This window comes from Bacillus sp. R86525 (genome assembly GCF_042466195.1).
Taxonomy (GTDB): Bacteria; Bacillota; Bacilli; order Bacillales; family Bacillaceae_G; genus Bacillus_A; species Bacillus_A nitratireducens.
The window spans coordinates 2,789,986-2,803,721 of record NZ_JAXHPX010000007.1; the positions used below are offsets into that span (position 1 = coordinate 2,789,986).

Consider the following 13,736-nt stretch of genomic DNA (forward strand, 5'->3'; position numbering starts at 1 on the left):
AGAATCACATCGCTTTAAATATAGGAGTAAACATACCGTTATGAAGAAAATATCTATAATTACAATCATCTGTTTCTTTTTTGTAATTAGCACTTTTGTTTTTCAGCAAGTAAATGAACAAAAATATACAAAAGCTATTAATCAATCAAATCATATTAAAAATATTGCGCATAGAGGGGCTTCTGCATATGCACCGGAACATACATTAGAAGCGTATCAATTAGGACAGCAATTAAAAGGTGACTATATAGAAATAGATCTCCAAATGACAAAAGACGGACATTTAGTAGCTATGCACGATGAAACATTAAATCGTACAACAAATGGTGCGGGGTTAGTAAAAGAACATACATTAGAAGAAATAAAGAAACTAAATGCAGGTTCTTTTTTCAATAAAAAGTATCCAAAGTTGGCAAAGAAAGAATTTGAAGATGCTAAGGTTCCAACACTAGAAGAAATCATTGAAACGTTTGGACATAATGCTAATTATTATATCGAAACAAAATCACCAGATGAATATCCTGGAATGGAAGAAAAGTTATTAGAAATTATAAATCTCTATCAAATAAGTGATAAAGTTATTATTCAATCATTTAGTGAAGAAAGTCTACGGAAGATTCATAGTTTAAATACCAATATACCGTTAGTACAATTATTATCATATAAAAAAGCAGTTCAATTAACAGATTTAGAAATAAAAAACTATAAAACATACTGCATTGGCCTAGGCATGAACTACAAATATATTGATGCAGTCTATGTGAAAAAAATAAAGAAACATGGATTAGAAGTTCATCCATTTACAGTAGATAATGAAAAAGATATGGAAAAGTTACTGAAATGGGGTGTAGACGGGATGTTTACTAATTATCCGGATCGTTTGCATTCAATATCGTCTTAAAAAAATCATAAATAAAAAGAATCCAAGTATTATTGGATTCTTTTTTATTTTCACTTCCTGGTTATCCTTATAAAAATAAATTAGAAGGTAATTAAACTGTAATTAATTTTACCTTTGTTTTTTATACTTTCTTGATACACTAGATACAAGAGGAATGCCAATTAGGGTAGGTAAGAACCAAAACCATATTGGTGATAGTAAATTTATAATAGGAATATACATCCCAATGTTCACTAAAAGTGCGGTCACTGCACCAATGTAGGAGCCTAGCATACCTCTAATATGATGTCCTAGCCAATTTTTCCATCTCTGTTTTCTTGCGAGATATCCGTAAATCGCAAATGAATAGGAGATAATTGCTACATAAAATAAATATGCGATTTTATCCCAATTTAATATGGACAATATAATTGCAGTAATGGTTATAACAACATAGGATGCATGATATATTTCGCCCCATTCTGTATGCTTTCCTTTCTTTTTTTGAGCAATCATCGCTACGATACCAGTAATTAAGCATATTGTTCCAAATAAAATGTGTATGGTCAAAATCATATTAAAAATGCTCATAAAAATTCCTCCTTTTTTATTTTTATAGTATTGCAGTATAGGAGAAAAGTTGAAAAATATTGTTAGTTCGGCTTAATATATTGAAATACAGGTACCCCTAGAACAAAATGGAATGATTAAATTTTTTCTCAAATTTAGTGAGACGAGTATTACGTTAAATGAAGGAGAGACTTCTATGTTTACATCTATTACATATTTACAATCTGGGAATGATAAGCAACAAAAAGTTTACGAAGTTATTAATAAACTAAACATAATGGAGGATTTAGCTTTATATAGCCCTGTACTTTGCGGGACAATCCCTATTAGAATTGATACCCTTTATTCTGACTTAGACATTGTAATGGAAGTACATAATTATGATTTTTTTGAACAGGAAATTAGATCATTGTATGGCTCATACGAAGGATTTGAAATGAAAAAGAAAAACATTAAAAATATCTTAACAATAAAGGTGAATTTTCAATTTGAAGGTTTTGAATTTGAATTATTTGCTCAACCGCAGCCAGTACGTAACCAAAATGCATATAAACATATGATAGTGGAGCACATGCTATTAATGCAGCACCCACACATTAGAGAAGAAGTAATTGAATTAAAAGAACAAGGCGTAAAAACAGAACCGGCTTTTGCGCAAGTATTAAAAATTGATGGTGATCCCTATAAAGAACTTATTTTATTAGGACAGGAAATGAGATTATGGTAGAAAAGGTACACAAAAAATCCTCTTTATAAAAAGAGGATTTTTTTATTATGCCATTAACTTACGAATCAAATTACTTAATATAATAATACCTTGAGTAATTTGTTCAGGGGAAGAATACCCATAAGATAAACGTATAAACTGATTTGATTCTTCCTCATAAATACGTCCCGGGTTAAAAAGAACTCCCTTTGATTGAGCCTCTGAAAATAGTTTTTTCATCGAAATGTTAGGTACCACCCGTAGCCATATAAAAACCCCACCACTAGGAATATCCCATGTAGTAATGTCAGTACAATACGTATTTAATGCTTGTATCATTATTCGTCTTCGTTCTTTTAAGTGAATCCTTACGTTCGCTACGTGATCCTCATAAAACCCTTTACTTAACCATTCCGCCGCAACTCTTTGAGATAAAGAACTTGATCCATAGTCAGTTTGCATTTTTATATCTGACAATCTCTCGATAACAGGCTCTGGTCCAATAATCCAACCAATTCTAAGTCCTGGGCTAAGTGTTTTAGATAGACTACCGATATATAATACATGTCCATGTTTATCCATCGATTTTAAAGGAAGAGGCGGTAGGGCATCAATCCATAATTCACGGTAAATATCATCTTCAATGATAGGCAATTGTTCTTTTCCGCATATTTTTAGTATTTCTTTTCGTCGATCCTTGGACATTAATACACTCGTCGGATTTTGAAAACAAGGAATCGAATATAAAATATTTTTCTTTTGACTATAATTAATTCTTCTTAACAAATCATTAGGGATTATTCCATGTTGATCCATCTGTATTCCAGAAAGGTGAATGTTAGCCGATTGAAATACATGAAGAGAATATAAGTAAGAAGGTCGTTCAAGTAAAACAGTTGACTCTCTATGTAAAAGACCGATTGATATTAATTGTAATGCCTGTAATGCACCAGAGACGATTAATATAGAGCTTGGTGATGTATGTATTCCAAACGATTTTACATAATTACTTATTGCTTCACGTAAAGGGAGATATCCTTTTTGTTCCTCGTACCCGAAATAATCTAGCTCCTCACATACGTTACGCATAATGAATTGCATAGTTTCTAACGGGAAAAGATCAGGTGCAAGTTCTCCTTTACTCAGATGAATGAATTTTTTATTTGCTTCTGCTTCGTTAATTTCTCGAACCATTAATTTATTTGGTTTATGAATACCAGCTTTCACATATTCACTCCAATCAGGCGGGGGATTAGTCGCTAATAATGACCATGTATTATTCATTACAATTGTTCCTGCTCCAACTTTCCCTTGAATTAAACCATCTGCCATAAGTTCTTCTAGCGCAGTTATTATAGTACTACGATTTACTTGAAATAATTTTGCTAACTGCCGCTGGCTCGGAATCTTACTACCAATTGGCCATTCTCCGTTTTCAATTTTCTCTTTCATATAGTCTATTATTTGTCGATATTTTGGTAATTTTTTATCGGTGGACATATTAAAAAACTCCCTCATTCATTTTAAAAATGCAAAGTGGTTGGTTTTTTCGAGGAATAACTGGTTGAAGACATTGTATCAATTATTAAATATGATGAAAAGAAATAATTGGTAATTAGAAAATGGCTGGTTTATTGGAGAGGGAGATAAAATATGCATAATAAAAAATGGGATTTTCGTATTGTATGTGCTCACGCTTTTACGATCCTTATATGGGGAACTGCTTTTCCAGGGATTCGTATGGGTCTTGAAGCTTACACGCCTGAACATCTCACGTTGCTACGATTATTAATCGCTTCTTTAATTCTTCTAATGTTTGCGTTTATATACAAATTACGGTTACCTGACTTAAAAGATATTCCAGTGATTTTTATATTTGGCGCTCTAGGATTTACTATTTACCATATTGCACTCAACTACGGTGAACAGAGTGTAAATGCTGGACCTGCTAGTTTAATTGTTTCAGTAACACCTATATTAACGGCAATTCTTGCTTCTGTTTTTATGAATGAAAAAATGAAATTAAATGGTTGGATTGGTGGTGTAATTAGTTTAGTAGGAGTTGCTTTTTTATCATTAAGTCAAGGAGATTCCATTCAATTGAATAGTGGGGTATTACTTATTTTATTAGCGGCCTTTTCAGAAAGTCTATTTTTCGTTTTTCAAAAGTCTTATTTAATAAAGTACGGTTTCTTACCATTTACAATATATACAATTTGGTCTGGTACGGTATGTATGCTTATTTTTTTACCAGGGATTTATCAAGAAATTGTAGCAGCTCCTATAGAAATTACTTTAAGTGTTATATATTTAGGTGTGTTTCCGACAGTACTGCCGTATATTGCACTAGCATATATTACATCTCATGCCGGAGCTTCTGAAGCAACGAGTTCTCTATATTTAACACCAGTTACTGCATGTTTTATTGCTTGGATATGGTTAGGTGAGGTGCCAACCTTTGTTTCGATAATTGGAGGGATAGTTACTATACTTGGAGTTGTGATTGCTCATTTAACATTTAAAAAAGATAATTATAAGCAAATCGAGAGCGAAAAAGTATGGTAAGACACTTCTGAGAGTAGTTGCAATCTGAAAGTAACAATATTGAACTAATATGGGGTTTTTAATATAGATATAACGGAAAATATTTATATTAAAATGCACTAGTCCAGCATTTGTACGGAATTAAATTATACTGTTAGATGATCACCAGAGTAAGAACTAGTATAATACTAGTTCTTTTTTATCGACACACTACTCACCACTAATATTTGCTTAGAATTGTATAGATTTAAACTTTTTCCACATATACATAATTATCTTACCTATGAAAGGAGTGCATTTCTTGGAGAAGGTTTTATTTTTTGGAGACCCAGGTATTGATGATTCGTTTGCAATTATGTATGGCTTATTGCATCCTGAAATTGAAATTGTTGGTATCGTAACTGGATATGGAAATGTTGAACATATACATGCCGCTCATAATGCCGCATATATTTTACAGTTAGCAAACAGACAAGATATTCCTGTAATTAGCGGGGCAACAAAGCCACTTACAAATGAAATTACAACGTATTACCCTGAAATTCATGGGCCAGAAGGATTAGGACCCATACATGTACCGGAAAGTGTGTTATCCATTCCGATATACAATTTTGGTAGTATTGCTTCGATTCTTGTAAAGTATGGAGAAGATCTAACAATTGTCGATGTAGGAAGATCTACCTCGTTAGCAATTGCGTTTAATTTATGGAACGACTTGATGTTAAATGTAAAAGGAATTTATTTTATGGGTGGTGTCTTTTTAGAAGCAGGGAATGTTACTCCATTAGCAGAGGCAAACGTGTACGGAGATCCTATAGCAAGTCAAATTGTATTTCAGCAAGCGAAAAATATAACGTTATTCCCTTTAAATGTAACAAATAAAACGGTTTTAACCCCAAGTGTATTTACTTATATTTTAGCTAATACAAAAAATCCATTTAAACCGATTATGAAACCCATGTACGATTATTATTTATCAGCATACCAAAAGCTCAATCCATCTATTGAAGGGCCATTATTACACGATGTACTTGCTATAAGCGGTTTGGTGAATCCTACTTTTTTAAATTACACATCCCGAAAAGTGACTGTGGATATATGCGGCGAAACGAAGGGGCAAACTTTTGCTGATTTTCGCCCCCACTCTAAATCTGAAGGGGCTCGTATTGCGTTACAATTAGATGAGGAAAAATTTATTCAGGATTTTATGAAAATCATGTTATAAGTTGATGTCGAAAAAGGGAATCATTTCACTCCGTTGAATATAAAAGATAAATTCTCTTTTTAAAGGAGCTTAAAATAGTGAACGTCCAATTAAAAATTGTTACGAGAGAAAATTGGGAAGATGCATTAAAGTTACAAGTTCAAGAAAATCAAATGCAATTTGTTCCGGCAGTGGCAGTATCACTTGCTAAAGTATACATAAAACCAGATGGTGAAAATGTCGAATATATTCCATTCGCTATATATGATGGTGACCTTATAGTCGGTTTTATTATGCATGCTTTTGTACGTGAGTCAACAGATATATATTGGATTAACGGATTTATCGTTGATGAAAAAGAGCAAGGAAAAGGATATGGAAAAGCAGCATTACAGGAAATCATTAACTTAATAAAAAATAACTTTAAAGAGTGTGAGGAAATTAGATTAACTGTCCATAAAGATAATATTTCTGCAAAGAAACTATATGAATGTTATGGTTTTAAACCATTAGGAAATGTATATGACGGTGAGGAAGTATATCGCTTATTGTTGTTGAAATAAAGATGTGCGATTTTCAATAAAGTTATATCGTGTATTTATAGTGAAAAGGCGAAAAAGATCTAGAATTGAAAGATCGATTAAGAAACTGCTTTGAAACAATAAGTTGTTCCGTTAAAGGGTCATATTGCGGATAATTGGTTTTACTAATCCATATAAATTATCGCAAACTGAATTCACGCAATTATTTAAACATTTTATTATAAAACAGTATTTATATATACTTAAACTATCATTAATAAAAACATCAATGGAGGAACTATTATGAAAGAGAGCAATAAAAAAGAGTTGTCACTAGAGCAACGTGAAGAATTACTACAAACATTGAAAGATCGTTTTGAGAATAACATGAACCGTCATAAAGAGCTAGAATGGGCTAATGTTCAATCAAATCTGGATGCTAATACTGAGAAGTTGTGGTCGCTCAATGAAATGGAACGCACTGGTGGTGAACCTGATGTTGTTGATTTTGATAAAGAAAAAGACGAATACATTTTTTATGATTGTTCAGCAGAAAGTCCTAAAGGTCGTAGAAGTGTTTGTTATGACCTTGAAGCGCTAGAATCAAGAAAGAAACATAAACCAGAAAATAACGCTATTGATATGGCAACTACTATGGGCATTGAACTATTAACGGAAGAAGAATATCGGGCGTTGCAAAATCTTGGGAATTTCGATTTGAAGACATCGAGTTGGGTGCAAACACCTTCTGATATTAGAGAACTTGGAGGTGCCCTTTTTTGCGATTATCGATTTGGACACGTCTTTGTGTATCACAATGGGGCAGAATCTTACTATGCCGCAAGAGGCTTTCGTGGTTCGTTAAGAGTCTAAAATTTGTACAGGCAGGTAAATTTGAAGTAGAGAATAGATTTGCTTATGGAATAGAAGTGATTGCATACTTTAGCTACGGCTTCGATTTTGAGACCGCAAAGCATAGGACTAATCGAACCTTATTGTAAAAGAATGAATCAACTAAAAATAGTAAGAGTATGTTTCGATGATTTATTTTCATAAACATACTCTTTTTTAGAATCGTTTATCAAAATTATTAGTTTCAATTAAATTGTAAACGAGAAGATGTAAAATGTTATCTTCTAGTTATTAATAATGTTCATCCATATGAAGCACCTATGATTTATATTATCCCGCTTTTAAATGACAATTTTGGAGCAAGTATAAAGTGAATGATTAGGAGGAATACAAAATGAAATGCAAATTCCATCATATTGTACGAGCTATCATGATAAAAGATGAAAAATTACTAGTTGCTGAATACATAGGACATCACTATTTTTTACCCGGTGGCCATGTTGAAATTGGGGAATCAGCAGAGAATGCACTAATAAGAGAGTTACGCGAAGAACTTGGAGTAACTTGCAGTATAAAACAATTTTTAGGCGTCATAGAAAATAAATGGCAAGCTAAAGAAACTCTCCACCATGAAATTAACCACGTTTTTGAAATAGATTCTAATGAATTGGAATCTGATTTTACTCCAGTATCTAAAGAGTTCCATTTAGCATTTCACTGGATTGATTTTACTAAAGAAAATATAAACTCCTATACAATAATGCCGACACCTTCAGTAAAAGAATTACTAGAAAGAAAATTAAGTGATGAACTATTGACTTGCTGGATTAGTAACTTTTAATTATCTCTATTTATATTAATTCCGTCCACTAAAAGAATGTAAAGAAAATAGGCTCATAAACAAGGTACATCACCTAGTGTAAAGTCATATTTTGTTGATGTACGCATTTAGTCTATAGCCTTATTTCTACTTTATTTTTAAAAGGAAATAAACTTAAAGATATGGACGGAATTTACATTTGTAAATGGAGGTTTTCATAATGAATGAGTTTCAACAAGAACTACAAGCGTTAAACCTTAATGCTTATCAACCTGGTAATGTTGTGTATTGGGATCAGCAACAAAATCAATATCCATATTATTACATCCAAGACGATGCACGCCGTTGTGGCGGATGCGGTGGACGTTGTGGTGGCTGTGGTGGTCGCTGTGGTGGTTGTGGCGGCGGACGTTGCGGTGGTTGTGTAGGCTGTGTTGGTTGTTTCAGCTGTTCTAATTGCTGGAACTGGTGGATTATTTAAGTACAGAATAATATTTCACATGAAAGAAAAGTGTAAATACCAGTTTATGTTGTGTTAACGCTTTTCTTTCATGCTATCATTTTTTCGTTTTCATTTTAGGGGGAAATTTATTTGTACAAATATGAGAAATTAATTTCATGGGTAGAAAATATTAAAGAAACAAATCAAAGTTCTGCGGCTGCACTTTGTATTATGAAAGATAATAAAATTGTACTAGAGCACTATAGTGGAAAGCATTCAAATACTCCTACTAGTAAAAAAGTAAACATATCTTCACAGTTCAATGTCGCTTCCGCAAGAAAAATCTATTTAGGATTAATGGTAGCTTATGCAGTTTATGAGGGGAAAATAAAATCTCTTGATGACGAGGCAGTAAATTATTTTAAAAAACATGATCCTTCATTACTCGGTAAGACAACGATAAGACACTTAGTAACTCATTCACACGGTTTAAATGAAACGGATGAGGGGACAGTTTTTCGTGAATTTGAGCCGGGACAAGCTTGAGCGTACAGGGATATTAATGTAAGAATGGTAACGCAGCTTATTTATCAGCTGTATAATAAGAGTTTTCCTGAATTATTAAAGGAGCGTGTATTCCTACCTGCCAACTTCAATGAAACTGGATGGAGAATAGAGCATGATGAAAATTTAGTTAAGGTTATTGTAAATCCAAATGAAGATGCTGTAGAAAGTGTCGGTGCAGTAGATGACGGATCCGAGAAAAATTTATTTGTCTCTGCGAGAGAATTTGCATACTGGGGGAACCTGCATTTAAATAACGGGTTCTTAAATGGTAAACAAATTGTGCCAAAAGAAGTTATAGAACTTGCTACAAGCATACAAAATCCAGCGTATAAAAATAAAGAACTACCTCAAAACGGGTTGTTTTGGTTCGTTCAAAATGAACCTGCTTTACTTAGCGAACTTGGTGAGCGAGTTCCGAAAGGTTCCTATCAAATATTAGGAATTACAGGACCCACGATATTAGTCATTCCAGAATATAATGTCGTCGTTGCTAAAATGTACAATAAAAGATACAACTATGGTGGAGACAATTATTTATATTATTTACGTGAATTTAGCAATTTAGTCGCTGATACATTTAGTAGCAGTAAAAATAATACGGTTAGGGCATAACTACTCCTATAATAAAAAGGAGTGAACTATAATGAAAAATGAAGTGAATAAAAATAAAAAACAAAATATAAAGGATGTAAACACAGAACAAAATGCGATTTATAGTGATCCGAAAGATGCAGCAAATATGCAAACTGTACCGCAGCCGAAAGACTTCGAGGAAATTGAATATTAATTTTCTCTCCGACTTATTTATGAAAGAAAAATACGTCTTAAGTCTCATCACTTTCAACAAATTATTTGATAACATATGTACATAAGCATTTGAAAATGTCTTATCTTAACAAAGCTTTCTTTAAATACATCTGTATATAACCTACAAAAAGGCACTTCTTGATGAAGTGTCTTTTTTGTGTAAACTAACTTAATTTCCATTTTCCGTACGGTATCGTGCAATTTATCATGGATATACTAATTGTGAAAATTCATGTCATGATAAAAGAAGGGGACAGTTAGTATGAAACAATCATCTATAAATCCATTGCTAATTGTTCTAGGTACAATCATTGTTCAAATTGGCCTAGGAACAATTTACACATGGAGTTTATTTAACCAACCCCTTGTAAGTAAGTTTGGATGGAACCTCAATTCGGTCGCGATTACTTTCTCAATTACGAGTTTTTCTTTATCATTCTCAACTCTGTTTGCAGGAAAGCTACAACAAAAATTTGGACTCCGTAAACTTGTCGCTACTGCAGGAATTGTTTTAGGACTCGGTTTAATACTTAGTTCACAAGTTTCTTCATTACCATTACTTTATTTATTAGCCGGTGTTGTCGTTGGATACGCTGATGGAACAGCATATATTACATCACTATCTAATTTAATTAAATGGTTTCCAAACCGTAAAGGGCTTATTTCTGGTATATCTGTTTCGGCATATGGAATGGGTAGCTTAATTTTTAGATATGTAAACGGAAATCTTATCGATAGTCTTGGTGTATCACAAGCATTTTTATATTGGGGTATTATCGTCTTACTTTTAGTATTAATCGGATCGTTCTTCTTACGTGAAGCAATTATAAGTAACACTACGGCTGAAACATTACACAATGATTATACGCCGCGTGAAATGATGCGAACTAAACAAGTATATTTCTTGTTTTTCATGCTATTCACTTCATGTATGGGTGGTTTATATTTAATCGGTATGGTAAAAGACATTGGGGTGCAGCTCGTTGGTCTTAGTGCAGCGACTGCCGCAAATGCCGTCGCAATGATTGCAATCTTTAATACAATAGGTAGAATTATTCTTGGAACGTTATCAGATAAAATAGGCCGATTAAAAATCGTCTCTGCTACATTTATTATTATTGGATTGTCCGTCTTTACTTTAAGTTTTATTCCACTAAATTACGGGATTTATTTTGCTTGTGTAGCAAGCGTTGCCTTTTGCTTTGGTGGTAATATCACTATATTCCCAGCCATTGTCGGGGATTTCTTCGGATTAAAAAACCATAGCACAAACTACGGGATTGTTTACCAAGGTTTCGGATTTGGTGCACTTGCAGGATCATTCATTGGCGCACTACTTGGCGGATTTCAACCAACCTTCATTACAATCGGTGTTTTAAGTATTATCTCCTTCATTATTTCTATATTAATTCGTCCACCGAATGCAGAGAAGAAAAAGGAAATAAAACATTTACATCGAAAAATAGCTTAATTCAAAAAAGGGTCCTAATGTCAGGGCTCTTTTTTATTACGTTAACTTTGCTTCTTTACTAACTCATTAAAGACAGGACAATATCATTATAAAATTGAATAGATAAGTAAAAAGGAGCGTGATACTTAAAATGAAAATAGTGCAGCAGTGGGTACAAGAAGATAGTGATTACATAAGAGAGAAAGTAATTGAATATAACCAAAAACATCTTTCAAATGAGGAAAAAACACCTTCAGAAAAGGTAAGTTTTATAGTAAGGAATGAAAAAGAAGAAATAATCGGAGGGGTAACAGCTATAACATTTTGGCATCACTTGCATATTGACTTTCTGTGGGTGTCTGAAGAATATAGACACGAAGGCTATGGCAGCAAATTAATGAAACTTATTGAAGAATTTGCAATCGAAAAAGAATGTCGGCTGATAAACTTAGACACTTTTAGTTTCCAAGCTCCAAACTTTTATAAAAAACACGGATATAAAGTGATCGGAGTCAGTAAAGATCATCCTAAAGGACATCATCACTACTATTTAGAAAAAAGATTGTAAAAAACATATTAAATTTATAGTTGCTATCGCTTGGTATCTTTTAACCGAATCGATTTTTAACATTTAGTGGACGTGTTTTGATTATTCTTTTTCAAAACACGTTCTTTGTCTTTTTTGTGAATAAAAACAATTTAATGATAGAATGAAATGAAGACAGAAAATTCGTATCATTGAAGGGGATTAAATATGAAAAAGGTGAATGTTACATACGCGCTTTTATACGATGAAACTCACGAAAAGCTCTTAATGGTTAAAAACAAAGGGAAAAATGGCTCTTATTACACTTTACCAGGTGGGGCAGTAAAATACGGTGAAACGTTAGAAGAGGCAGTAATTCGTGAAGTGAAAGAAGAAACTGGATTAGATATATATGTAAACGGGGTTTGTTCCATTAGTGAAGCCTTGTTTGAGGAAAGGGGACATCATGCAATCTTCTTTAATTTTTTAGGAGAAATAATCGGAGGGGAAATCTGTATATCACGACCAAAAGAAATTGAAGAAATTATCTGGATGGAATTACATAAAGCAGAACCTTATTTACGTATACCAGAACACTTAAAAGGCCTTTTACAAAAGAAAGAAACAATACCTTATATTTTTAATGGAACCATTATTCATCAATCTTCATAAATATATTATTACATTTAAGGCGGGGAAAAAATGGAGTTTATCGTTAATCATAAACAATTCACACAAGCTCTTTCAGAAGTAAGTAAAGCTATCTCAACAAAAAATTTAATTCCTATATTATCTGGAATAAAAATAACAGCAGATCCATCCGGAATTACTTTAATCGCAAGTAATTCGAATATTTTTATTGAAAAGTTTATACCTAGTTCAATTGAAGAAGTACAAATTACAACTATTGTAAAAGCAGGAAGTATTGTTGTACCAGCGAAATATTTCATTGAAATTATTAAGAAAATGCCAAGTGATATTTTAATAAAAAGCATTAATGAGCAATTGATTACAATTCAATCAGATGAAATTACTTTAAACTTAAATGGATTCTCGGCGAACGAATTTCCAAATGTACCATTTATAGACGAACATGCAGAAATACATGTAGAAACGGAACAGTTGATTGAAGTATTCAAACAAACTGTCTTTGCAGCTGCTAAAAATGAATCTAGACCCGTTCTTACCGGCGTGCATTTCGTTATTGATCATAACAAATTAATTTGTGCTGCTACTGATTCGCATAGACTGGCTTTACGTGAAATACCCATTTCTTCACATGCGAAATTAAATTGTATTGTACCAAGTTCCACTATTAGTGAACTACTAAAATTAATGAACAGTAATTCAAATTTAGTATACATATATCTTTCAGAGAGTCACATTATTTTTAAATTTGGTACAATTACGTTGTATTCAAGGCTTATTGAAGGTAAATATCCTAATATATCTGGTCTAATTCCAAATGAATCCCAAACGGTTATTAATATAGATAGAAAGCAGATTTTACAAGGTGTAGATCGGTCAAGTTTATTAGCTAGTGAATGGGCAAACAACAACGTTAACTTAGAAATCATCGACGAATCCACAATACAAATCTCTTCTAACGCTTCTCAGATTGGTAAAATATCCGAGACACAACAAATAGATACTATTCTCGGTGAAAAGCAATTAAATATATCTTTTGATGGACGATATATGGTCGATACTTTAAAAGCAATAAAAGAAGATAGAGTTACTTTAAGTTTTGGTGGTTCCATGAGGCCGATAGTAATTGAAGCAGGTGAACAATCTGCAGCAGTATATTTAATATCACCTGTTAGAACTTATTAAGAAGAAAGGAATGA

The 13,736-nt window shown here is 32.7% G+C and carries 15 protein-coding genes and 2 pseudogenes; 15 read left to right on the forward strand and 2 right to left on the reverse strand.

Going from position 1 to position 13,736, the window contains the following annotated elements; translation table 11 throughout:
- The first annotated feature begins 40 nt into the window (after positions 1-40).
- Complete coding sequence (locus SJY24_RS16970; RefSeq protein WP_377865549.1) at positions 41-901, forward strand: glycerophosphodiester phosphodiesterase; 861 nt, start codon at positions 41-43, stop codon at positions 899-901.
- A gap of 108 nt (positions 902-1,009) precedes the next feature.
- Here the strand turns inward: SJY24_RS16970 and SJY24_RS16975 are convergent, their stop codons facing one another.
- Positions 1,010-1,471, reverse strand: coding sequence for a DUF2306 domain-containing protein (locus tag SJY24_RS16975; protein ID WP_377865550.1), 462 nt, complete (start codon positions 1,469-1,471; stop codon positions 1,010-1,012).
- A 175-nt stretch (positions 1,472-1,646) separates the two neighbouring features.
- Between SJY24_RS16975 and SJY24_RS16980 the strand changes: the two genes are divergently transcribed.
- Positions 1,647-2,177 (forward strand): DUF4269 domain-containing protein, encoded by a 531-nt coding sequence (locus tag SJY24_RS16980; RefSeq protein ID WP_377865551.1) that lies wholly within the window; start codon positions 1,647-1,649, stop codon positions 2,175-2,177.
- 45 nt (positions 2,178-2,222) lie between these two features.
- Here SJY24_RS16980 and pdxR read toward each other — a convergent pair whose 3' ends face one another.
- Positions 2,223-3,656: a MocR-like pyridoxine biosynthesis transcription factor PdxR gene (gene pdxR / locus SJY24_RS16985; RefSeq protein WP_377865552.1), complete on the reverse strand. Its 1,434-nt coding sequence runs from the start codon at positions 3,654-3,656 to the stop codon at positions 2,223-2,225.
- 153 nt (positions 3,657-3,809) lie between these two features.
- Here pdxR and SJY24_RS16990 point away from each other — a divergent pair, with 153 nt between their 5' ends.
- The 13 genes and pseudogenes from SJY24_RS16990 to dnaN all read left to right on the forward strand — a co-directional run bounded on the left by SJY24_RS16990 (position 3,810) and on the right by dnaN (position 13,722).
- Positions 3,810-4,721: a DMT family transporter gene (locus SJY24_RS16990; protein ID WP_377865553.1), complete on the forward strand. Its 912-nt coding sequence runs from the start codon at positions 3,810-3,812 to the stop codon at positions 4,719-4,721.
- Between the two features lie 280 nt (positions 4,722-5,001).
- Positions 5,002-5,925, forward strand: a complete 924-nt coding sequence (locus tag SJY24_RS16995; RefSeq protein ID WP_377865554.1) for a nucleoside hydrolase — start codon at positions 5,002-5,004, stop codon at positions 5,923-5,925.
- 77 nt (positions 5,926-6,002) lie between these two features.
- Positions 6,003-6,467 (forward strand): GNAT family N-acetyltransferase, encoded by a 465-nt coding sequence (locus SJY24_RS17000; protein ID WP_377865555.1) that lies wholly within the window; start codon positions 6,003-6,005, stop codon positions 6,465-6,467.
- A 261-nt stretch (positions 6,468-6,728) separates the two neighbouring features.
- On the forward strand, positions 6,729-7,298 hold the full coding sequence (locus SJY24_RS17005) for a DUF4256 domain-containing protein (protein WP_377865556.1): 570 nt from the start codon (positions 6,729-6,731) through the stop codon (positions 7,296-7,298).
- Positions 7,299-7,522: 224 nt separating this feature from the next.
- A pseudogene (locus SJY24_RS17010) lies at positions 7,523-7,651 on the forward strand (cytochrome C biogenesis protein); the annotation flags it as partial.
- A 20-nt stretch (positions 7,652-7,671) separates the two neighbouring features.
- A complete protein-coding gene (locus tag SJY24_RS17015; RefSeq protein ID WP_377865557.1) occupies positions 7,672-8,118 on the forward strand; it encodes an NUDIX domain-containing protein in 447 nt (148 codons plus the stop codon).
- Between the two features lie 199 nt (positions 8,119-8,317).
- Positions 8,318-8,578 (forward strand): heterocycloanthracin/sonorensin family bacteriocin, encoded by a 261-nt coding sequence (locus SJY24_RS17020; protein ID WP_001001870.1) that lies wholly within the window; start codon positions 8,318-8,320, stop codon positions 8,576-8,578.
- A 111-nt stretch (positions 8,579-8,689) separates the two neighbouring features.
- Positions 8,690-9,718: pseudogene (locus tag SJY24_RS17025) on the forward strand (serine hydrolase domain-containing protein).
- Positions 9,719-9,749: 31 nt separating this feature from the next.
- Positions 9,750-9,893, forward strand: a complete 144-nt coding sequence (locus SJY24_RS17030; protein ID WP_002013225.1) for a hypothetical protein — start codon at positions 9,750-9,752, stop codon at positions 9,891-9,893.
- A 282-nt stretch (positions 9,894-10,175) separates the two neighbouring features.
- Entirely contained in the window at positions 10,176-11,384 is a 1,209-nt protein-coding gene (locus SJY24_RS17035) for an L-lactate MFS transporter (protein ID WP_377865558.1), read from the forward strand.
- Positions 11,385-11,514: 130 nt separating this feature from the next.
- Entirely contained in the window at positions 11,515-11,931 is a 417-nt protein-coding gene (locus SJY24_RS17040; RefSeq protein ID WP_242311404.1) for a GNAT family N-acetyltransferase, read from the forward strand.
- Positions 11,932-12,117: 186 nt separating this feature from the next.
- On the forward strand, positions 12,118-12,561 hold the full coding sequence (locus tag SJY24_RS17045) for an NUDIX hydrolase (RefSeq protein WP_242311403.1): 444 nt from the start codon (positions 12,118-12,120) through the stop codon (positions 12,559-12,561).
- A gap of 30 nt (positions 12,562-12,591) precedes the next feature.
- Complete coding sequence (gene dnaN, locus SJY24_RS17050; protein WP_377865559.1) at positions 12,592-13,722, forward strand: DNA polymerase III subunit beta; 1,131 nt, start codon at positions 12,592-12,594, stop codon at positions 13,720-13,722.
- Positions 13,723-13,736: the final 14 nt, after the last annotated feature.

Bases quoted from the DNA above. Each gene is read 5' to 3' on its own strand.
- SJY24_RS16970 (WP_377865549.1), top strand. From the start codon at position 41: ATGAAGAAAATATCTATAATTACAATCATCTGTTTCTTTTTTGTAATT.
- SJY24_RS16975 (WP_377865550.1), bottom strand. From the start codon at position 1,471: ATGAGCATTTTTAATATGATTTTGACCATACACATTTTATTTGGAACA.
- SJY24_RS16980 (WP_377865551.1), top strand. From the start codon at position 1,647: ATGTTTACATCTATTACATATTTACAATCTGGGAATGATAAGCAACAA.
- pdxR (WP_377865552.1), bottom strand. From the start codon at position 3,656: ATGTCCACCGATAAAAAATTACCAAAATATCGACAAATAATAGACTAT.
- SJY24_RS16990 (WP_377865553.1), top strand. From the start codon at position 3,810: ATGCATAATAAAAAATGGGATTTTCGTATTGTATGTGCTCACGCTTTT.
- SJY24_RS17005 (WP_377865556.1), top strand. From the start codon at position 6,729: ATGAAAGAGAGCAATAAAAAAGAGTTGTCACTAGAGCAACGTGAAGAA.
- SJY24_RS17015 (WP_377865557.1), top strand. From the start codon at position 7,672: ATGAAATGCAAATTCCATCATATTGTACGAGCTATCATGATAAAAGAT.
- SJY24_RS17020 (WP_001001870.1), top strand. From the start codon at position 8,318: ATGAATGAGTTTCAACAAGAACTACAAGCGTTAAACCTTAATGCTTAT.
- SJY24_RS17030 (WP_002013225.1), top strand. From the start codon at position 9,750: ATGAAAAATGAAGTGAATAAAAATAAAAAACAAAATATAAAGGATGTA.
- SJY24_RS17035 (WP_377865558.1), top strand. From the start codon at position 10,176: ATGAAACAATCATCTATAAATCCATTGCTAATTGTTCTAGGTACAATC.
- SJY24_RS17040 (WP_242311404.1), top strand. From the start codon at position 11,515: ATGAAAATAGTGCAGCAGTGGGTACAAGAAGATAGTGATTACATAAGA.
- SJY24_RS17045 (WP_242311403.1), top strand. From the start codon at position 12,118: ATGAAAAAGGTGAATGTTACATACGCGCTTTTATACGATGAAACTCAC.
- dnaN (WP_377865559.1), top strand. From the start codon at position 12,592: ATGGAGTTTATCGTTAATCATAAACAATTCACACAAGCTCTTTCAGAA.